The sequence below is a fragment of the Jejuia pallidilutea genome (assembly GCF_002973595.1).
Taxonomy (GTDB): Bacteria; Bacteroidota; Bacteroidia; order Flavobacteriales; family Flavobacteriaceae; genus Jejuia; species Jejuia pallidilutea.
Map to the genome: position 1 here is coordinate 125,127 of NZ_PVEO01000009.1, position 20,082 is coordinate 145,208.

The 20,082-nt window shown below is 33.8% G+C and carries 16 protein-coding genes and 1 pseudogene; 12 read left to right on the plus strand and 5 right to left on the minus strand.

The window, feature by feature from the left end:
• The first annotated feature begins 6 nt into the window (after positions 1–6).
• Genes CLV33_RS14210 through CLV33_RS14230 form a run of 5 tightly spaced genes read left to right on the plus strand, consistent with a single transcriptional unit; the run spans position 7 to position 3,409 of the window.
• A complete protein-coding gene (locus tag CLV33_RS14210) occupies positions 7–981 on the plus strand; it encodes a YitT family protein (protein ID WP_105474466.1) in 975 nt (324 codons plus the stop codon).
• 27 nt (positions 982–1,008) lie between these two features.
• Positions 1,009–1,377 carry a cupin domain-containing protein gene (locus tag CLV33_RS14215; RefSeq protein ID WP_105474467.1) on the plus strand — a complete coding sequence of 123 codons (369 nt, stop codon included), beginning with the start codon at positions 1,009–1,011 and terminating at the stop codon, positions 1,375–1,377.
• Positions 1,378–2,202, plus strand: coding sequence for an alpha/beta hydrolase (locus CLV33_RS14220; RefSeq protein ID WP_105474468.1), 825 nt, complete (start codon positions 1,378–1,380; stop codon positions 2,200–2,202).
• Between the two features lie 15 nt (positions 2,203–2,217).
• On the plus strand, positions 2,218–2,982 hold the full coding sequence (gene rluF / locus CLV33_RS14225; protein WP_042242752.1) for a 23S rRNA pseudouridine(2604) synthase RluF: 765 nt from the start codon (positions 2,218–2,220) through the stop codon (positions 2,980–2,982).
• A 1-nt stretch (position 2,983) separates the two neighbouring features.
• Positions 2,984–3,409 carry a VOC family protein gene (locus CLV33_RS14230; protein ID WP_105474469.1) on the plus strand — a complete coding sequence of 142 codons (426 nt, stop codon included), beginning with the start codon at positions 2,984–2,986 and terminating at the stop codon, positions 3,407–3,409.
• 69 nt (positions 3,410–3,478) lie between these two features.
• On the opposite strand, the pseudogene CLV33_RS17865 reads toward CLV33_RS14230, so the two are convergent.
• Positions 3,479–3,811: pseudogene (locus CLV33_RS17865) on the minus strand (TMEM164 family acyltransferase).
• A 359-nt stretch (positions 3,812–4,170) separates the two neighbouring features.
• Here CLV33_RS17865 and CLV33_RS14235 point away from each other — a divergent pair.
• The 3 genes from CLV33_RS14235 (at position 4,171) to CLV33_RS14245 (ending at position 8,849) form a co-directional block, all read left to right on the plus strand.
• Positions 4,171–5,808, plus strand: a complete 1,638-nt coding sequence (locus CLV33_RS14235; RefSeq protein WP_105474470.1) for a leucine-rich repeat domain-containing protein — start codon at positions 4,171–4,173, stop codon at positions 5,806–5,808.
• A 126-nt stretch (positions 5,809–5,934) separates the two neighbouring features.
• On the plus strand, positions 5,935–8,109 hold the full coding sequence (locus CLV33_RS14240) for a tetratricopeptide repeat protein (RefSeq protein ID WP_105474471.1): 2,175 nt from the start codon (positions 5,935–5,937) through the stop codon (positions 8,107–8,109).
• Complete coding sequence (locus CLV33_RS14245) at positions 8,106–8,849, plus strand: LytR/AlgR family response regulator transcription factor (RefSeq protein WP_105474472.1); 744 nt, start codon at positions 8,106–8,108, stop codon at positions 8,847–8,849. The genes CLV33_RS14240 and CLV33_RS14245 overlap by 4 nt, the downstream gene beginning before the upstream one ends.
• A gap of 3 nt (positions 8,850–8,852) precedes the next feature.
• Here CLV33_RS14245 and folD read toward each other — a convergent pair whose 3' ends face one another.
• From folD to CLV33_RS14265, 3 genes are all read right to left on the minus strand, one after another.
• Positions 8,853–9,728 (minus strand): bifunctional methylenetetrahydrofolate dehydrogenase/methenyltetrahydrofolate cyclohydrolase FolD, encoded by an 876-nt coding sequence (gene folD / locus CLV33_RS14250; protein WP_105474473.1) that lies wholly within the window; start codon positions 9,726–9,728, stop codon positions 8,853–8,855.
• A 108-nt stretch (positions 9,729–9,836) separates the two neighbouring features.
• Entirely contained in the window at positions 9,837–11,165 is a 1,329-nt protein-coding gene (gene ffh, locus CLV33_RS14255) for a signal recognition particle protein (protein WP_045372707.1), read from the minus strand.
• A 651-nt stretch (positions 11,166–11,816) separates the two neighbouring features.
• Positions 11,817–13,571, minus strand: a complete 1,755-nt coding sequence (locus CLV33_RS14265) for a hypothetical protein (protein ID WP_105474475.1) — start codon at positions 13,569–13,571, stop codon at positions 11,817–11,819.
• 159 nt (positions 13,572–13,730) lie between these two features.
• Here CLV33_RS14265 and CLV33_RS14270 point away from each other — a divergent pair, with 159 nt between their 5' ends.
• From CLV33_RS14270 to CLV33_RS14285, 4 genes are all read left to right on the plus strand, one after another.
• Positions 13,731–14,249 carry an RNA polymerase sigma factor gene (locus CLV33_RS14270; protein WP_105474482.1) on the plus strand — a complete coding sequence of 173 codons (519 nt, stop codon included), beginning with the start codon at positions 13,731–13,733 and terminating at the stop codon, positions 14,247–14,249.
• Positions 14,250–14,285: 36 nt separating this feature from the next.
• The gene (locus CLV33_RS14275) at positions 14,286–15,194 is read left to right on the plus strand and encodes a DUF1963 domain-containing protein (protein WP_170064026.1); all 909 of its coding nucleotides are present in this window, start codon (positions 14,286–14,288) and stop codon (positions 15,192–15,194) included.
• Positions 15,195–15,292: 98 nt separating this feature from the next.
• Positions 15,293–16,189 carry a FecR family protein gene (locus tag CLV33_RS14280; RefSeq protein WP_105474477.1) on the plus strand — a complete coding sequence of 299 codons (897 nt, stop codon included), beginning with the start codon at positions 15,293–15,295 and terminating at the stop codon, positions 16,187–16,189.
• Entirely contained in the window at positions 16,182–18,533 is a 2,352-nt protein-coding gene (locus tag CLV33_RS14285) for a TonB-dependent receptor plug domain-containing protein (protein WP_105474478.1), read from the plus strand. Before CLV33_RS14280 ends, CLV33_RS14285 begins: the two co-directional genes overlap by 8 nt.
• A gap of 59 nt (positions 18,534–18,592) precedes the next feature.
• Here CLV33_RS14285 and CLV33_RS14290 read toward each other — a convergent pair.
• A partial coding sequence (locus CLV33_RS14290; RefSeq protein ID WP_146109747.1) for a T9SS type A sorting domain-containing protein occupies positions 18,593–20,082 on the minus strand: 1,490 nt, incomplete at its 5' end.

A 20,082-nucleotide genomic window follows, 5' to 3' on the forward strand; every position in this document is an offset into this window, starting at 1 on the left:
TAATACTTGAATCCATTCCTATCTAAAATATTAATTGATGTAGCTCGCAAAAGACTACAAAAAAAACATACTGATACACCCGTAAGCAAAAAAGAAGTTGTTCCTCTTGTAAGGCGATTATATGTAGAGTTAACACACGCCGTAAGCGAATATATTTTTATTATAATTGGTGTGTTTTCAGCTGGTTTTGGGCTAAAAGGTTTTCTTCTTCCAAACAAATTTATAGATGGTGGCGCTACTGGTATTTCTCTTTTACTAGAAAACATTACTTCAATAGAACTAGGCTTTCTTTTAATTTTAGTAAATATTCCATTTATCATTTTAGCCTCAAAAACGGTAAGTGTAAAATTTGCCCTTAGAAGTGTGGCTGCTATTGCCTTTTTAGCTTTTGTAGTACACTATGTTGAATATCCTATAATTACAGAAGACAAACTACTTATTGCTATTTTTGGAGGTTTCTTTTTAGGGCTAGGTATTGGCATGTCTATGAGAGGCAGAAGTGTTATTGATGGCACCGAGGTATTAGCCATTTATTTAAGCAGAAAACTATCTGTTACTGTTGGGGATGTGCTTTTAATTATAAATATTATAATTTTTTCTTTTGGAGCTTACATCCTTTCCATAGAAACCGCATTATATGCCATTTTAACATATTTAGCCGCTGCAAAAACTGTAGATTTTGTAGTTGATGGTGTGGAAGAATACGTAGGCCTTACCATTATTTCTGAAAAACATGATGAAATTAAATCCATGCTTACCAAAAAACTAGGTCGTGCCTGTACCGTTTACGTAGGTAAAGGTGGCTACGGAAATCAAGGAGAAAGTGCTGAAAAAGACATTATCTATACCGTAGTAACTCGCTTGGAACTACCTAAACTAAAAACTGAAATTGATAAAATAGACCGAAGAGCATTTTTAATTATGGGTATAGTAAAGGATATAAAAGGCGGCATGATAAAACGCAAACCTTTTAAGGATTAAAGTTTTTTAAGTCTGAATAATAAAAAAATGAGTAAAAAAAAATATACCGTTCAAAATAGCTCTTTTGTAGTTCCAACTACCGATGGAAAAGTAATAAAAGAACATTTTGGTAATGCTACCAATAAAAATTCAGAAATAAGTATTGCACATATGGTTGCACCTGCAGGTTGGAGCGAACCCTTTCAAACCCCAGAATTTGATGAATATACCTTTATCATTAAAGGAAAAAAACAATTTATTATTGAAGACGAAACAGTAATTTTAGAAGCTGGTCAATCTATAAAAATTGAAAGAAACACAAGAGTACAATACTCCAATCCCTTTACCGAAGTTTGCGAATACATTGCTATTTGCACTCCTGCTTTTTCTATGGATTTGGTAAACAGAGAAGATTAAATGGAAAAAAATATTCCTAAAATTATAGGCGCTTTTATAAATTTTATCGCCTTATTTTCCCCAAAATATGCTGCAAAATTGGCTTTACAACTGTTTTCCACTCCAAGAAAAGGAAAGCTTAAAGCCTCTGAAGCTGTTTTTTTAAAAACTGCGCAACACAAAGATTTTCAGTATACGGGCTTTACTATAAAAACATACAAATGGAGCGGCACAAGATCTACCATTTTGTTAGCACATGGTTGGGAAAGCAATGCGTTTAGATGGAAGAATTTAATAGAATTATTAAGTACCAAAGACTATAACATAATAGCTTTAGATGCTCCTGCCCACGGTGCTTCTGGAAATAAAGAATTTAATGCCGTACTCTATTCAGAGTGTATTAATATGGTTGCAAACTATTTTAAACCAAATGTAATCATTGGGCATTCTGTTGGCGGCATGTCTACAGTCTTTGCTTTAAACAGCTTTACAATTAATGTAGAACGCATAATATTACTTGGTGCTCCCGATGCTTTTATCTCTATATTTACTAACTACGAAAATATGATGGGATACAGCAAAAGAACTTCAAACGCTATTAAAAACCTTATCGTTAAAAAATTCAAACATCAGCCCGAACATTTTTCAACTTCAAACTTTACTTCAAATTTAAATATTGAAGGACTTATTATCCATGACAAAAAAGATAGAATTATACCTTTTAATGACGCAGTAAAGATTCACAATAAGTTTAAAAAAGCCAAACTTATAGAAACTAAAGGGTATGGCCACGGATTAAAATCTAAAGAAGTTTACAATCATATTTTAAACTTTTTAAATGCATAGTTGTATTTTTGGGGTATGGCAGAAGCACCGTTAAAACGTATTAACAAATTTTTAAGCGAAGTTGGGTATTGCTCCCGCAGGGAGGCAGACAAATTAATTGATGCTGGCAGGGTAACCATAAATGGTGTTGTACCTGAAATGGGTACCAAAATTGCCCCAAACGATGTGGTTGCTGTAGATGGTAAAACAATAAAAAACAGTAAAGATACCTTTGTTTATTTAGCTTTTAACAAACCTGTTGGCATTGTTTGTACTACAGACACTTCGGTTGAAAAAGACAATATTATCGATTTTATAAAGTACCCTAAACGTATTTTTCCTATTGGAAGACTAGACAAGCCTAGTGAAGGCTTAATTCTGCTAACCGATGATGGCGATATTGTAAATAAAATTCTGCGGGCCAGTAATAATCACGAAAAAGAATATATGGTTACAGTAGATAAACCTATTTCGCAAACTTTTGTAAACCGTATGTCTGGAGGTATTTATCTTTCAGATTTAAACAAAACCACAAAAAAATGTAAGGTTGAAAAATTAAGCACTTACAAATTCAAAATTATTTTAACCCAAGGATTAAACAGGCAAATTCGTCGTATGTGTAGTTATTTAAACTACGAAGTACAAACCTTAAAACGAGTTAGAATTATGAATATTAAACTAGATATGCCCGTTGGTGAATATAGAGAGTTAACCAAAGATGAATTTGCGGAATTAAACAAACTTATAAGTAATTCAACAAAAACTTACATCCCTAAAAAAAGTAACCGTAAACCATTTTAAAATGAAACCTATTCAACCTTTTCACTTAGCTATTCCCGTTCATAACCTTATTGAATGTAGGGCCTTTTACAGAGATATTTTAGGTTGTGAAGAAGGCCGAAGTAGCGACCATTGGGTAGATTTTAATTTCTTCGGGCATCAATTAGTAATTCATTATAAACCAAAAGAAGAAACTAAAAACTTGCATACTAATGCTGTTGATGGAAAAGATGTTCCTGTACCGCATTTTGGGGTAGTTTTACCTTGGGAAACATTTCACAATTTTGCTGAGCAATTAAAAAGCAAGACTATAGAATTTGTTATTGAACCTTACGTAAGATTTGAAGGTTTGGTTGGCGAACAAGCTACTATGTTTTTTTATGACCCTTCCGGAAATGCTTTAGAGTTTAAGGCTTTTAAAGATATGTCGCAACTGTTTGCTAATTAGTTGTTTTTGTTTTTTCTCTGAAAGATAAAAAGGCAGATAAATCAATAAAAAATAATGGATTATTATGATTTAACAAATTATAATATACCATGGCCTTTCTCCAAAATAATCCAATAGAGATGTGGATTTAGATTTTTCGTTCAAATGGCAATAATTAGCATCTAGAATATAGTTTACAATTATTACTAAAAACAATGTAAACTTGTAAGGCAAAAACTATTTGAACACATTTTTAAAATTTGGCCGCATATTAAGTACAATTGCTACATAAAAGATAACAAGAAGTAAGCCTAAATGTATTATCCAATATCTTAGGAATTCAAAACCTAAATATGCCTTGGCTAGACCTGGTGTTATTACACCTTTTGCAATAGCTGCAATGATTGCTGATTTACAGATAATTTAAACTTAGAACACCTAATTAAAGTCACAGAAAACATTAACGCAACCATAATTGTAAGTACGTGAGATGCATTAACAATAGTTACAGTACCCTTTAAAAATGTTGTATTAAAAACAAAAAGGCTCTTGTTGCAATTTAATTAAATTTACTTTTATCTTTTTAGAGTTTCGCCTTTGCTTCAAAAGCATATTGCATTTACATCTTTGCTTTTTTAATGCCTTACTCAATCCCATCCTAATCAAATATAAAGTCATTACAACCGTATATTGTTTCAAACACACCGAAAAAACATTCTCTATACCATGAATTAAATAGTACTTCTATTTTGGCGTTTTATTAACCCAAAAACACATTAAAAATGAAAAAACAACTACTTATTTTAACTACTCTATTTATTTCAGTCATAGGGTATTCTCAAACGTTTTTTGTTCAGGACACAAATGGCAATATGTTAAGGTATAGTGTAACATCAAGCAATACGGTATCTCTTATTACAGGAAGTACAATTAATAATACAAGTGTTGCAATACATGCATCTGTTACAAATGGTGGAACAACATATAGCGTTACCAGTCTTGGTAGTAACGCCCTTAGCGGTACGGCTACAGCTAATGTTAGTATACCAAATACAGTAACAAGTATTGAACAAGGGGCTTTTAACAATGCAAATTTAACCTCTGTAGTTTTACCTAGCAACTTACAAACTATTGGTGATTTTGCCTTTGGTAGCAACCAATTAACAGGGCTTACAATACCTAGTAATGTTACCAGTATTGGTAGTGGAGCATTTAGGGACAATAATGGTTTAACCTCCGTTACAGTGCTAGCAACCGTACCACCTACCATTACAACTGCAAACAATCTAAATGATACTTTTTATGATACCGCAACTCAAAACCGTGGCGATATAGATCTAATAATCCCCGCGGGAACAAGCGCTGCCTATACAACAGATCCTGGAGCGTTATGGACAGGTTTTAATAGCGTTACAGAAAATTTAAATACTGGCGATACTTATGTTTACAATTTTATTACTTATGAAGTGATTTCCGTTGCAAACAGTACTGTTAAAGTTATAGGTTATAATTTCTCAGGTGGATCAGTACTTAATATTCCCGCAACCATACCAAATGGTTTGATAACATATACTGTTACAGAAATAGGAAACAATGTGTCGATTGGAAATACCGTCAATACTGCTAACAATATTACCGCACTTACAATACCAAATACTGTAACAAGTATTGGGACTTTTGCATTTCCTAATAACAGTATAGAAACTCTTATAATTCCAGATAGTGTTGTTACCATTGCTAATGGTGCTTTTGCCAATAACTTAATAATGACTAGTCTTACACTGGGCAACAACCTAGAAACTATTGGAGAATTTGCCTTTAGATCTAGTAATCTTGGAAGTCTAGTTATTCCTAATAGTGTTACTAATATAGGTTCTTTAGCTTTCACCGATTGTGGATTGACCGACCTAGAATTAGGAACTGGGCTTCAAAGTATAGATGAATGGGCATTCTCTAATAATCCGTCGCTACAAACCATAAATTCTTTAGCAACGACACCACCCACTATTGGTAGCGGATTTAATGAAACCTTTGGCAACCATATTAACTCAACGCAAGGAAGTACAGTATCATTTCGTGGCAACATAACTCTTATTGTCCCTGATGGTACAGTTGGTGCCTATGCTACAGATCCAGGAGCTTTATGGACAGGTTTTAATTCGGTTGTAGAGAGCAGTACTTTAAGTACTTCTAATTTTGAAATAGAAAACGATATCAAAATCATTTCAAGGTCTAATCAAATTCAAGTAAAGTATTCTAACAACTTAACGCTAGAAAACTTCGCTATCTACAGTATGACTGGTGCAAAAGTTATGCAAGGGAATAAAAGCACAATTGAAACAGCTACACTTTCAAATGGTATTTATATTTTAGAATTAAAATTTAACGAAGGTAGAGTTGTAAAAAAGTTTACAAAGTAGACGGGTATGAACTCTTAACCTTTTTAGGGTTATCTGTTTTTTTACTAACCGTAAGCATTTTACCTAATGGCTTACGGTTAGTTGTTAAATATATTGTTAATTAGCGTTTTGTTCATTTCGCCTAATATGAAAATCATTCACACAACTATCATCTTTCTCTTTTTTATATGTACTAAGGTTGGTTTATCACAAAATATTCAAATAGATAGTCTAAAAGCAGAATTACAGAATCGTAAAGAAAAAGATACTACGTATTTAAAACTATTGATCAACTTAGCTGATTTACACGTTAAAAAAAATTTAAATAGCACCCTAAATTATGCAGAACAGTCAATAATTCTTTCAGATTCATTAGGAGCACTAAAAGAAAAAGCCCGAAGTTTTCATATTAAAGGAATTGCTATAGCTAGACACTTAAGTCTTAACGAAGGTTTACCATATTATCTTAAAGCAGCTGAGTTGTATAAAACTTTGAATTACAAGCGTGGTTCAGCATTGTGTTATAATAATTTGGGTATTGCCTACTTTAATAATGGAGATTATAACCTTGCAATTGAATATTACTCGAAAGCAGCTAAGCTCCGTGAGGAGATTGGATTAACTAATGGTTATATTAAAGCTTTATTTTATATCGGTTTAGCTTATGGTGAAAAGGGAGATTATCATGGTGCTGTTGAAAATTTTAAAAAAGGACTTAAAGCAAGTGAAGACAATAACAATTTAAAACAAGCTTCCAAATGTCTTACAGCTTTAGGCAATGTTTATAGCCATCAAGGAAACTATCCTCTTGCGCTTGAGTATCATAATAGAGCGCTGGCAATTGCAAAAAAAGAAAAAGATGATATAAGTATAAGTGATGCATTAATGTCTATTGGCAATGTTCATATAAGACTTGAAAATTTTAATAAAGCAATAGAATTGCATAGTGAAGCTTTAAAGATTTCAAAGAATAACAATGATAAAAATACTGCAAGTATTCTAAATAATTTGGGCGAGATCTATATGAGTAAGAAAAATTATAAAAAAGCCCATACGCTTTTTAATGAAGCTTTAACTAAATTTTCCACGAAAGGAAATGTGGGTATCTGTCTAAATAATATCGCAAACGTTTATTTAGCAGAAAAAGAATATGATACTGCATTGCAAAAATTTGAAAAAGCAAAACAAATATGTTTAAGCGTTGAAAACCAAAGAGGTTTATGTGATTCATTTTTAGGTATAGCCCAGGTTTATTTTTTGAAAAAAAAGTATGATAAAGCTCTTAGTTATGCTTTAAAGAGTAGAGATCTTTCGAAGAAACTTGAACTTGTGGACGTACAAAAAAATGGACAACAATTGCTTTCAAAAATTTATGAAAAAAAAGGATTACACAAAAAAGCCCTTGAAAGTTATCAACAATACAAAATATTAAATGACAGCCTTTTCAATAAAAAAAATATCGAAAAATTAGCCCAATTAGAGGCTGATTATAAATACAAACAAGCACTAGACTCTGCAAATATCAGAGAACTAGAGTTAACGAACACCGTAAGTGAAACCAATAAAAATTTGGTAAAAACACAGCGCAATTACTTATGGGCTGTTATTGGGGTACTTTTAATTTCTATGGTATTAGGTTCGGTTATTTTTTATCAAAAATTGAATCATGCCAAGTCCAAAACGCAACGTATAATTACAGAACAAAAACTACTACGCTCTCAGATGACACCTCACTTCATCTTTAATTCATTATCAGTACTACAAGGTATGATTTTGAATAAAGAAGAAAAGAAATCCGTTAGTTATTTATCAAAATTTTCGAAATTAATGCGAATTACTTTAGAAAACTCAAGAGATAAACTAGTTTTGCTATCTCATGAGCTATTTGCAGTAGAACATTATTTATCCCTTCAGAATTTGGAAAATGAAACCTATCAATATAATATTACAGTTAATGATAGTATTGATAGTAATACATTTCTAGTGCCGCCCATGCTTATTCAACCTTTTGTTGAAAATGCGATAGAGCACGCATTTAAGAACCAACAAGAGACTAAAAGTATCGCTATTAATTTAAATTATTCTAACGAAAACCTAATTTGCACCATTACTGATAACGGTATTGGCATAGATACCCAAAAAGGTGTTAAAAATGGAAATAAAATATCTTTGTCTACGGCTATAACTTCAGAAAGATTAAAAATAATATCTAAGGACTTAAACGTAAAAGGTTGGGTAACTATTGAAGATAGACAAAAATACGAAGCCCAAGGCACCTTGGTAACTTTGGTAATTCCGTATAAATTAGTTGAAGCGCAATGAAAGCACTTATTGTAGAAGATAAAGCATATATAAGAAAAGGGCTTCTTAGCCTACTGCAACTTATAGATGCAGAAATAGATGTTTTGGGTGAATGTAGCAATGTTAAAGATGCTGTTACTGTTGCAAATGCCTGCAAGCCTGAATTAATTTTTTTGGACATTAACCTTACGGATGGTACTGGTTTTGACTTTTTAGAGCAAACCGAACATCTAAGTTTTAAAGTCATTTTTATAACAGCCTACGAAGAATATGCGCTTAAAGCCTTAAAATCTGGAGCGATAGATTATATCCTAAAACCATTGGATATTGAGGAACTAACAAGTGCAATTCAGAAAGTTGAAAATATTACAGTAGAAGAGCAAAAACAACGTATAGAAGCTACTAAAAACGTTTGGAAACCCAACGATTCTAAGCTTATATTATCGCTTCATGATAGTTTTCAAATAATAGATTTAGATGAATTACTTTTTTGTGAATCAGACAAAGGTTATACCACATTTTACTGTAGTGATAATAAAAAATATGTAGTTTCAAAAACCCTAAAAGAGTTTGAAGAACGGCTTACGCAAACTAACTTTACACGTCCTCATCAGTCGTTTATTGTGAATTTAAAATTTATAGATAAATACGATAAATCTGGTGTGATTTATTTAAAAAATGGGAAGAAAATACCTGTATCTTCTAGAAAAAAAGAACACTTTTTAAGTGCCCTTTTAAATTGGAATAATTCTAAAATTTAAACCCTATGCGTGGCGTTCTCTAGCAAGTAAGGTGTTTTTTAACAACATAGCAATCGTCATAGGGCCAACACCACCTGGTACCGGGGTAATATAACTTGCCTTTTTACTTACACTTTCAAAATGTACATCACCAGCAAGCCTATATCCGTTCTTTTTCGTAGCATCTGGTACGCGTGTGATACCAACATCTATAATTACAACATCTTCTTTTACCATATCGCCCGTTAAAAATTCTGAAATACCAATAGCAGCTATAATTATATCAGCGCCTTTAGTAATTTCCTTTAAATTTTTAGAACGGCTATGAACCACTGTAACCGTGGCATCGCCTGCGGGTCGTTTTTGGCTCATTAAAATACTCATAGGGCGGCCAACAATGTGGCTTCTACCCATAACTACTACATTTTTTCCTGAAGTTTCTATTTGGTAACGTTCTAAAAGTTCCATAATGCCATATGGTGTGGCTGGTAAAAACGTTGGTAAATCTAACGCCATTCTACCTACGTTTGTAGGATGAAATCCATCTACATCTTTGTCTGGATCTATCGCCATCAGTACTTTTTGCTCATCAATTTGCTCTGGTAACGGTAACTGCACAATAAAACCATCTATAGCATCATCTGTGTTTAGCTGATGAATTTTTTCAAGCAGTTCTTCTTCTGTAGTATACTCTGGCAATTCAATAAGTGTAGACTTAAAACCAATACGCTCGCAAGCTTTTACTTTAGCGCCAACGTAAGTCATGCTTGCACCATCCGACCCCACCAAAATTGCAGCTAAGTGTGGTACTTTTTCTCCTTTAGAAATCATGGATTGTACATGCTCCGCAATTTCGTTTTTTATGTCGTTACTTACTTTTTTACCGTCTAAAATTGTCATATTTATATTTCTCGCAAAGGCGCAGAGACGCCAAGTTTAAATCTATATTTTTCTTAGATGCTGAAACAAGTTCAGCATGACACTTCTAACTTCTAACTTCTAACTAGATTAACGCATATTCTTCATCATCTGCATCATTTTTTTGCCCCCGCCACCTTGCATCATCTTCATCATTTTGCTCATTTGGTTAAATTGCTTTAATAACTGATTTACCTCTTGAACAGACGTACCTGAACCTTTAGCAACACGCTTCTTTCTGCTGGCATTTAATACTGAAGGGTTTGAACGTTCTTTTGGCGTCATGGAATGGATAATGGCTTCTATTCCCTTAAAGGCATCATCATCAATATCTATATCTTTCATCATCTTTCCTGCACCTGGAATCATTCCAACAAGGTCTTTCATATTCCCCATTTTCTTGATTTGCTGTATTTGCTTTAAGAAATCATCAAAACCAAACTGATTTTTCGCAATTTTCTTTTGCAATTTACGTGCTTCTTCCTCATCAAATTGCTCTTGGGCGCGTTCTACAAGCGATACCACATCACCCATTCCCAAAATACGATCTGCCATACGCGATGGGTAGAACACATCTATAGCTTCCATCTTCTCGCCAGTACCAATAAATTTTATTGGCTTATTAACAACCGATTTTATGGATATTGCTGCACCACCACGTGTATCACCATCTAATTTGGTAAGGATAACACCATCAAAATTTAAAATATCATTGAACGCCTTTGCTGTATTTACAGCATCCTGACCCGTCATGGAATCTACTACAAACAACGTTTCCTGAGGTTGAATAGCTTTGTGAATGTTCGAGATTTCGGTCATCATCGCCTCATCTACAGCTAAACGACCTGCGGTATCTATAATTACCACGTTATGTCCGTTTGCTTTTGCATGTGCAATACCTGCTTGTGCAATTGCAACAGGGTTATTATTGCCCTTATCACTAAAAACCTCAACATTTATTTGATCTCCAACAATATGTAATTGGTCTATTGCTGCAGGACGGTAAACATCACAGGCAACCAATAAAGGTTTTTTAGTTTTTTTATTTTTTAAATAATTGGCAAGCTTTCCTGAAAATGTTGTTTTACCAGAACCCTGTAAACCAGACATTAAAATAACACTTGGTGTACCAGAAAGGTTTATACCTTCGGCATCGCCACCCATTAATTCGGTAAGTTCGTCCTTAACAATTTTAACCATTAATTGCCCTGGCTGCAATGTAGTTAATACGTTTTGGCCTAGAGCTTTTTCCTTTACTCGATTGGTAAATTCCTTGGCTATTTTAAAGTTAACATCGGCATCCAACAATGCACGTCTTACCTCTTTTAAGGTTTCTGCAACATTTACTTCGGTAATGCTTCCGTGCCCTTTTAATACATGTAAGGCTTTATCTAATTTATCACTTAAATTATTAAACATAATTTTTTAGTATTCTTTTGGCATTTTAAAAACCTGCCTGTTTTATTGGATTTAAGGTGCAAAAATAATGAAATATTTTGGTTTTACTGATTTGAATTAGGCTTTTACTTAAACTTAGTTTTGCCACAAAAACTATATGTTTTTAATACTTTAAACACTTAAAGATATTGTTAGTATTTCAAGATGATGGTATTTGATTTTGTGAGAAAAAAATTATAACTTCGTTTAACGACGGATATAAGTCATTAAAACAACGCATATCGGCTAGAGTTAAACGAACCCTTTCAAAAACAAAATACCTTTTGGAATTAAAACATAAATTAGCTAATACACGCGCTAGGGATTGAGGCATTTGTTGAAGCTCTCCCGCCTTTTGCGGGAAGCGACTGCCGAAAGCCCGACCCTTGGGTAGCGCCCAAATTATTAAAATAAATGAAAAAAATCCCGCTAATAAGCGGGATTCCTGCTTGCCAGCAGGCAAGAGTTAAACCAACAAACTTGAGTACGCTTTTACAAAACTTCTCAAGTTCGGGTTACACTAAAAAAAGGCTGCCAAATTTAATTTAGCAGCCTTTATAAAGGACATTTTATGGGTTAACCAACCTACAAACCGTGTTTATAAAATGTCTCTTTATTAAACCAAAAGCAATTTTATATAACTCGTCTTTCTAATACCAATATGCGTTCTATTTCGCCATTATCGCTGTAATCTTTAAGCTCTATTCTTTCCATGGTAATTTCCTTGATTTTCCAACGGTATCTTAGCTCGTTAAATGGCGCTTCTTGGGTTTTAAAGTTTAATGCTAGATTTAAGCCATCGTACCTATACGCTAACCAAGACCCTCGGTAATCGTTACCGTTACCTTCGGCGAACAGCATACCACTTTGGTTAAAACCAATTACATAGTCTTTGTAATTTGGGGTTTCGTCCTCGCCCTCATCTATATAAGATGCAACTTCCCACTCACTACTTACAAGGGCGTCTAATATAAAGTTTAAGTCGCCATCATTATCAGGACAATGTCTTTTTAATTCCATTTCATTATCTGCGTTTTTAAGCTCAATCTCATCCTCACTTAAAAATGTAATTAACCATTGCAGTTTTAAGTCTGGTCTTCCCTCTAGGTTTATTTCTAAACCAATTCCAGTATTTCTAACCAAAACTTCATAAGTACCTTCAACCAACTCTCCGTTAACCCTAATTTTAACTATGTTATTAGCATAAAATTTAAGCGGTGTACCTATGTACTCTTCTTCTTTATCGGTATCGTTTACCTCTAATTCCGCAACTCTCCACAAACATTCTTTTAAAAAGTTTTCTACACGTTCTTTTGTAATATCTACAACTACATTACAGCTACGCTTAAGAACAATTCTATTACCGCCTTCTTGGTATATTTTAATTTTTCCGTCTTCAAAATCGTATACAAACCATTCTAAGGTAAAGTCTGCTAACGATTCAAATTCCATTTTTAACAAAGCACCTCTGTTAGTAACAGTAGTACTCCAGCTTCCTGTTAACACATCTCCACTTCTGGCTTTCATGGTTACTACACCTTCTTCTTGAAAGTTAATAGCGTATTGGCCATATTGTTGTGTGTTATCTTGGTTGTATCGTTTATATTCATAAACCACCCAAGGACATTTTTTTAGGTACTCATCTAAGCGCTCTTTAGTAAAATCGTCGTCGTTATAGTCGTTATCATCATCTTCATCACAGGTGTCTCTAGCATCTGCAATAATATTTTGTAGTTCTTCGTTGTTATTTGCCTCTAGGGTAGTTCCATCGGCTAACACCATAGTTACAGGAAAGTTAAGGCTAGCAAATACTTCGGCGTTTTTAACGCGTTTTATAAATTTGTGTAATTGCCTATCGTTTTCAATAGTTACAGTGTCTATTATTTCAAAAGTTGTATTGTACACCGAAAAAGAAATTGGGTATTGAAAATCTATACATTCTATATCGTCATCTTCTTCATTCTCACCAGAACATACTTCAATAAAACTTTCTAATTCATCGGCATTATTTATAACAATCTCATCATGCTCTGCGTTTATAATTGTAATAGGAAAAATAATATCGCAACGGTCATCGTCATCATCAAACTGGTCGTATAGTTTCTCAATTAATTCGTAATCAGCCTCTGAACTAATTTTAATTTCAATGCCTCTTACTTTTACAATAACAGGTAGTTTAATTGAAATACAACTAGCACGGTCTATAATATTGTCTTTAGAACCATCGTTTTTAGACGTGGCGCTTAAAAAGCTAGTTAATTGTGAATCTGCAACTAGTGCTTCCGCCTCATCTGGAGGAGTAATATCAACGGTCTCCTCCTGACATGAGGTGAACATTAAAAGGGCAAAAAAAGGTAGTAATACTAGAAATTTAAGTTTAGTTTTCATGGTATGTGTTTTTTGGGTTAAACAACTTATTTCAACTATAAAACAAACAAACTTTAAAAATTCCTACCCTTTTTTTTAAAATTTTCAAAAAATAAATTCTAAATTCCAAAATCGAAATTGCAAAAAACCTTTATTTTAGGGGCACCAACAACCAAACTTATGGCAAAAAAATTACATGAAAATATTTGTGAAGAGCGCTTGTTTTCATCTATTTTTAATAAACACTCCAAGAATTTACACGATTTTCTTTATTATAAGTTTGGGGAATTACTAAACCCAAAAGATAAAGTACAGGAGGCTTTTGTAAAGCTATGGCAAAATTGTGCGAAGGTGTCTCCCGATAAAGCAAAGAGTTTTGTATTCACTACAGCCAATAATTTAATGTTGAATGAAGTGGCGCACCAAAAAGTGGTACTGAAACATCAACAAACCTCTAACCCTAAATTTAGCACCAATGAGAGCCCTGAGTTTTTAATGCAGGAATCTGAATATAATGATAAGCTGCAACGTGCGCTGGCAAATTTAACCGAAGCGCAACGGGTGGCATTTATGATGAACCGTGTGGAAGGCAAACGTTTTAAAGAAATAGCTGAGTTATTAGATATTTCTACCAAAGCTGTTGAAAAACGTATTTATGGAGCTTTGGAGAAGTTAAGGAAGGAGATTAAGGAGCTATAGAAAATGAATAGGCTAATTAAGGAAAGTGTAATCTTTATGTCATTTTTATTTACATTAACAAATTTTGGTCAAAGAAAATATAATGCTATCAAAAATTCGATTTTTGAAACCGAATATAACATTGAAAAATCGGATTTAAAGGAAGTCATTAATTCGTTGGAACCTACAATTGGTATTAAAACAAGTAAAGCTAATGAAAAAAGTATCCCTCTTGGAGCTTCAAAAATTGGTGGCATACCTGATTTACCCAAACATTTTAATTGGCCGACTTACAAAAATGAACCATTATCATTCTGTGCCCAGTATAATCTTAGTGAGCTTAATCGGTTTGATTTGAAAAACAAATTACCGAAAAAAGGAATTATCTATATCTTTATTTATTTAGATCCAGATTGGCCAAGGTTCTTAAATAAACCAGACAGTTTTAAAGTAATTTATATAGAGAATGTAAGTCAAGTTGAAAGGACTAAATTTCCAGTAAATTATTTCACACCTAGTGTTTTCATTACAGCCAAGATTGATTATTTCCAATATTTCACTTTACCAGATGACACTAATTTCAAGATTAAAAAATATCAAAAGAAATATAAGGATTTCCACCTTTTTTATGAGGACGCTTATAAATTTATAGATGACATATGTAATCAGGAGACTGATAATTTTCATCAGATTTTGGGAGAAGACAGGTCAGTACAAAATAGTGTGGTTTCTGATTTTGCAATTAAACAACTGAATATCAAAACTCTTGAAGATTACAAATCCAAAGAAACAGAAATTGAAATAATCAAAAAGAATTATGAAATATTGCTTCAATTAGATTGTAATGATAGTAATTCTAATCTAAGTAAGTTTGGAGGAAATTCTGTAATCTATTTTGGAATTGAACCAAACAACCTGAAAACCAAAAATTTTGATGGTATTATTATGGCTTTTCAAGGAACATAAAATACTTTTGGTATTTAGTTTTTGTTTTTTTTAAAATTTTTTTAATCAAGGGTAGGAAAAAATAAAAGTAACCTGTTATATAATTGAATAACGACAAGATGAATAGAGAAGCACTCATATTAAAATGGTTAAATAACGATCTAAACGATCAGGAATTCGAGGCGTTTAAAGCTTTGGAAGACTATGACGATTTAGTGAAGTTACACACCAATCTGCAACACTTTAAGGCAGATAACTACGATACTTCTACCGAATTAGAAAACGTGTTATCTACTATTAAAAGTACAGGCGCACCAAAAAACAATTGGTTAAAACCATTGTTGCGAGTTGCTGCAGTTTTAGCTATTTGTTTTAGTGTATACTATTACACCACTACGCTAAACACAACTGTTACTACACAGTTGGCTCAAAAAACCACTGTAGAGTTGCCAGATGCATCTACCGTTTCCCTCAACGCAAAATCGTTGTTAGCTTATAATAAAAACGATTGGAAAAAAGAACGTGATGTAAACCTACAAGGTGAAGCCTTTTTTAAGGTGGCCAAAGGCTCTTCATTCAACGTTAAAACAACATCAGGAACCGTTACGGTTTATGGTACTCAATTTAATGTAAAACAACGGGACAATTATTTTGAGGTTATTTGCTACGAAGGTTTAGTTGGGGTAACATACAACGCTAATGAAACAAAATTAACCCCTGGAGACAGCTTTTTGGTTATCGATGGGAAAATTATTGCTAAAGAAAAAGAACACCGCTCCACACCTTCGTGGTTAAATAACGAAAGTGACTTTAAAAGTGTGCCGTTTAAACAAGTTGTTGCTGAGTTTGAAAGACAATATAATGTTGAAGTTACACTAATGAACGTAGATGCTACACAACTGTTTACAGGTTCATTTACGCACGACAATCTTGATGTAGCATTAAAATCTATTGCATTACCTTTACAAGTAACGTATAGCAAACAAAACAATACGATTATTTTAAAGCGTGAATAGAAAAGGAGGGCTTTTTCTTTTAAGTATCTTATTTTTTTTGAATGGTTTAAAGGGTTTCTCGCAAGCCAATCAAGAAACACAACCGCTTATTGCAGTTTTAAAGACACTTTCTGAACGTTACAACGTTAGCTTTTCTTATGTAGATGAAACTATCACAAATATTGAAGCCACATTACCTTCTGAAGATTTAGAACTTGCCGATGTTATTTATGAATTAGAATTGTCTACCAACTTAAAGTTCAGCATTCTTAACAGTAGATTTATCACTATTATAAAACGAAAAGCGACCGATAAAACTATTATTAGGGAGCAACTTGAAGAAGTTGTAGTGAAAAATTATTTAACATCTGGTATTACAAAACTAAACGATGGTTCGCTTACTGTGAAACCTGAACAATTTGGTATTTTACCAGGACTTATTGAACCTGATGTATTACAAACCATTCAAGCGCTTCCTGGTGTTTTTAGTGTTGAAGAATCTGTATCAAATATTAACGTTCGCGGTGGCACGCACGACCAAAACCTCATACTTTGGGATGGTATAAAAATGTATCAGTCTGGACATTTCTTCGGATTGATTTCTGCTTTTAACCCTTATACTACAAAAAAAGTAAATGTGTCTAAAAACGGTACACGCGCTAGATTTGGTGATGGTGTTTCTAGTGTAATTGATATGCAATTATCCGATGACGTCGATGGCAAGTTCAATGCGGGTGCAGGCTTCAATCTAATTAATGCTCATGCCTATGCTAAAATTCCATTAACGCATCATACAGAACTGCAATTATCAACGCGACGTTCTATTACTGATTTAATTGTAACTCCTACTTATGACCAGTATTTTAAGCGTGTGTTTCAAGATTCAGATTTATCAAATAATGCTAAAAGTGATGCTATTATTTCTCAAAATGAAGATTTTTCATTTTATGATATTACGGCAAAATTTTTATACGATATTTCTAAAAAAGATAAAGTCCGCCTTCATTTTATGAATATTAATAATGCTTTAAATTATGAAGAGCGTTCCACTATAAACGATAGAAGCGAAGCACTTAACAGCAGCCTATCACAACAAAATTTCGCCTATGGATTGACATATAGTAGAGATTGGAGTAATACATTTTCAACAAGAGCACAATTTTACGGCACCAACTATGACTTGGATGCTACAAACTTTGATATTATAAACAATCAGCGCTTAATTCAGGAAAATGAAGTGTTAGAATTATCTGGAAGATTAGATCTTGATTATAACCCGAATCATAATTTCAAGTTTAATTTAGGGTATCAATTTTCTGAAATAGGTATTAGTAATTTAGAAGATGTGAATAATCCTAATTTCAGAAGTTTTGTTCGTGATGTTGTAAGAAGTCATTCTGTTTATGCTGAAAGTGCTTTTTTATCAACCAATGCCAAAACCAGATTGAATATTGGTGCTCGTATCAATCATATAGATATATCTGATGATATTTTAATTGAGCCACGACTTAATTTTAGTCAGCGATTTTTAAATGCGTTTCGTTTTGAACTTTTAGGAGAATTGAAAAGTCAAACTGCTTCGCAAATTATCGATTTACAAAATGACTTTTTGGGTATAGAAAAACGGCGTTGGGTATTGGCAACTGAAAGAACCGAAACAGAAGTTATTAATGAAAAATCACTATTTCCTGTTCCTATAGTAAAAAGCAAGCAAGCTTCGGCAGGAATTCACTTTAATAAAAATAAATTTTTGATTAGTGCTGAAGCATTTATCAAAAAAGTAGATGGTATTACTACCAGAAGTCAGGGATTTCAAAACCAATATCAGTTTACATATGCCACTGGAAGTTATAAAATCAAAGGTATTGATGTTCTTGTAAATAAACAATTTCAAGATGTGGTAAGTACATGGCTAGGGTATTCTTATAGTATTAATGATTATACCTTTCCAACACTAAACAACGGACAGTCTTTTCCAAACAACGCTGATATTCGTCATGCACTTACATTTGCTAGCACTTATACCTACAGAGATTTCAAACTAGCAGCTGGTTTTAACTGGTTTTCTGGAAGACCAACTACTTTACCTATATTCAATCAAAATGAAGGTAATAGGCGAATTACTTACTCAAGTCCTAATACTTCACGTTTAGAAGATTATATACGCGCTGATGTTTCTGCTACTTATAATTTTAACCTATCGGAAGGTACTAAAGCCGTTATTGGAACTTCACTTTGGAATATCCTTAACAAAAAAAACATTCTTAATAGATATTATATTTTGAATGATGAAAACAACGTTACCCCAATTGAAAACATATCTTTGGGAATAACACCAAATGTAAGTTTCAGGGTGATTTTTTAAAATAAAAAAAGCCGCAACGTAAAATTGCGGCTTTTAGTTAACTATTAACAGACATACAATTATTTTTCAATAATTATCTTTTTTGTTACTGTTCTAAACTCTGATACGAAGTTTACTATATACATTCCTTTTGCAAATTGGTTTGTATTTAAAGTGAACTTTCCAGATTTTAATGCTTCAGCAGAACCACTCATAATCATTCTTCCTCTCACATCCATAACATTATAATCCATTTCTTCATTGTCAAACAATCTAATTTCAACATTCAAATTATCTACAACTGGATTTGGATAAAATCTCACTTCGTCATTTTGATTAATAAATGATGCTTCAAATTCATCATAACTACTGTAAGCATCAATATAACCGGCTAAATCATCATCGTTTGGTCCTTTTCCGCTTTTCTTATTCCAATGATGTGCTCTATATTTATTAAAGAAGTAACAAAACCACTTAGAACCTATTACTAAATTTATAGCACCTCTTACGTGTAATGATGCACAGATATTGTTAGCTTCAATCAAATTCAACACATCAAATCCAGTAGTTTTTCCAAATTGAACCACACTTAAATCTAGTGTTTCAGGGCTATAAACTAAACTATGAATACGATAGAAACCTTGATGGCTAACTGTAAATTCTGGTGAAGCCGAAACTTGCAATATTGTTAGAGAATATGCCTCAGTTAAAACATACAATTGCTGATACCCTTCAGGAATATGTGGTTGTTGGTAGAACTTAGCAGCAATAGTTGCTTCCCCTCTGCTTAAACATTGTACAGGTTTTTGAGAATACATCTTTCCTGACGAAGCATCACATACTACCTCATTCTCTTCTACCATTATTGGTGCGCCTGCTGCATCCAGGGACGCACAGATCCCTGCAGATGCTACTAGGTTCAGTACGTCTACCCCTGTGGTAGCTCCAAACTCTACTACTCCTAAATCCAGGAAATTCGAACTGTCCGTCCTTCCGTCGTATACCAACGTATGGATCGTATAGCGTCCTGCGGCTTCTACCGCGAAGCTTGGTTCCGCGCCTACTTGCTCTATCACCAGGTTCTCTCCCGAGGTCAGTACAAACAGCTTGCTGTAGCCGTCCGGAATGTTGATGTTACCATCCGCCATGGCACTGATCGTTACGCTGTCGCCCGTTAGGGTTACCGTGTCGGCATCCGCCGTTAACGTGCCTGCATCGGCCGTACATGATTCTACCATTATTGGTGCGCCTGCTGCATCCAAGGACGCACAGATCCCTGCAGATGCTACTAGGTTCAGTACGTCTACCCCTGTGGTAGCTCCAAGCTCTACTACTCCTAGATCCAGGAAGTTCGCACTGTCCGCCCTTCCGTCGTATACCAACGTATGGATCGTATAGCGTCCTGCGGCTTCTACCGCGAAGCTTGGTTCTGCGCCTACCGCCTCTATCACCAGGCCTTCTCCCGAGGTCAGTACAAACAGCTTGCTGTAGCCGTCTGGAATGTTGATGTTACCATCCGCCGTGGCACTGATCGTTACGCTGTCGCCCGTTAGGGTTACCGTGTCGGCAT

Excerpts from the sequence above, each read along its gene's own strand:
- CLV33_RS14215 (WP_105474467.1), top strand. The coding sequence starts at position 1,009 with ATGAGTAAAAAAAAATATACCGTTCAAAATAGCTCTTTTGTAGTTCCA.
- CLV33_RS14220 (WP_105474468.1), top strand. The coding sequence starts at position 1,378 with ATGGAAAAAAATATTCCTAAAATTATAGGCGCTTTTATAAATTTTATC.
- rluF (WP_042242752.1), top strand. The coding sequence starts at position 2,218 with ATGGCAGAAGCACCGTTAAAACGTATTAACAAATTTTTAAGCGAAGTT.
- CLV33_RS14230 (WP_105474469.1), top strand. The coding sequence starts at position 2,984 with ATGAAACCTATTCAACCTTTTCACTTAGCTATTCCCGTTCATAACCTT.
- CLV33_RS14235 (WP_105474470.1), top strand. The coding sequence starts at position 4,171 with ATGAAAAAACAACTACTTATTTTAACTACTCTATTTATTTCAGTCATA.
- CLV33_RS14240 (WP_105474471.1), top strand. The coding sequence starts at position 5,935 with ATGAAAATCATTCACACAACTATCATCTTTCTCTTTTTTATATGTACT.
- CLV33_RS14245 (WP_105474472.1), top strand. The coding sequence starts at position 8,106 with ATGAAAGCACTTATTGTAGAAGATAAAGCATATATAAGAAAAGGGCTT.
- folD (WP_105474473.1), bottom strand. The coding sequence starts at position 9,728 with ATGACAATTTTAGACGGTAAAAAAGTAAGTAACGACATAAAAAACGAA.
- ffh (WP_045372707.1), bottom strand. The coding sequence starts at position 11,165 with ATGTTTAATAATTTAAGTGATAAATTAGATAAAGCCTTACATGTATTA.
- CLV33_RS14265 (WP_105474475.1), bottom strand. The coding sequence starts at position 13,571 with ATGAAAACTAAACTTAAATTTCTAGTATTACTACCTTTTTTTGCCCTT.
- CLV33_RS14270 (WP_105474482.1), top strand. The coding sequence starts at position 13,731 with ATGGCAAAAAAATTACATGAAAATATTTGTGAAGAGCGCTTGTTTTCA.
- CLV33_RS14275 (WP_170064026.1), top strand. The coding sequence starts at position 14,286 with ATGTCATTTTTATTTACATTAACAAATTTTGGTCAAAGAAAATATAAT.
- CLV33_RS14280 (WP_105474477.1), top strand. The coding sequence starts at position 15,293 with ATGAATAGAGAAGCACTCATATTAAAATGGTTAAATAACGATCTAAAC.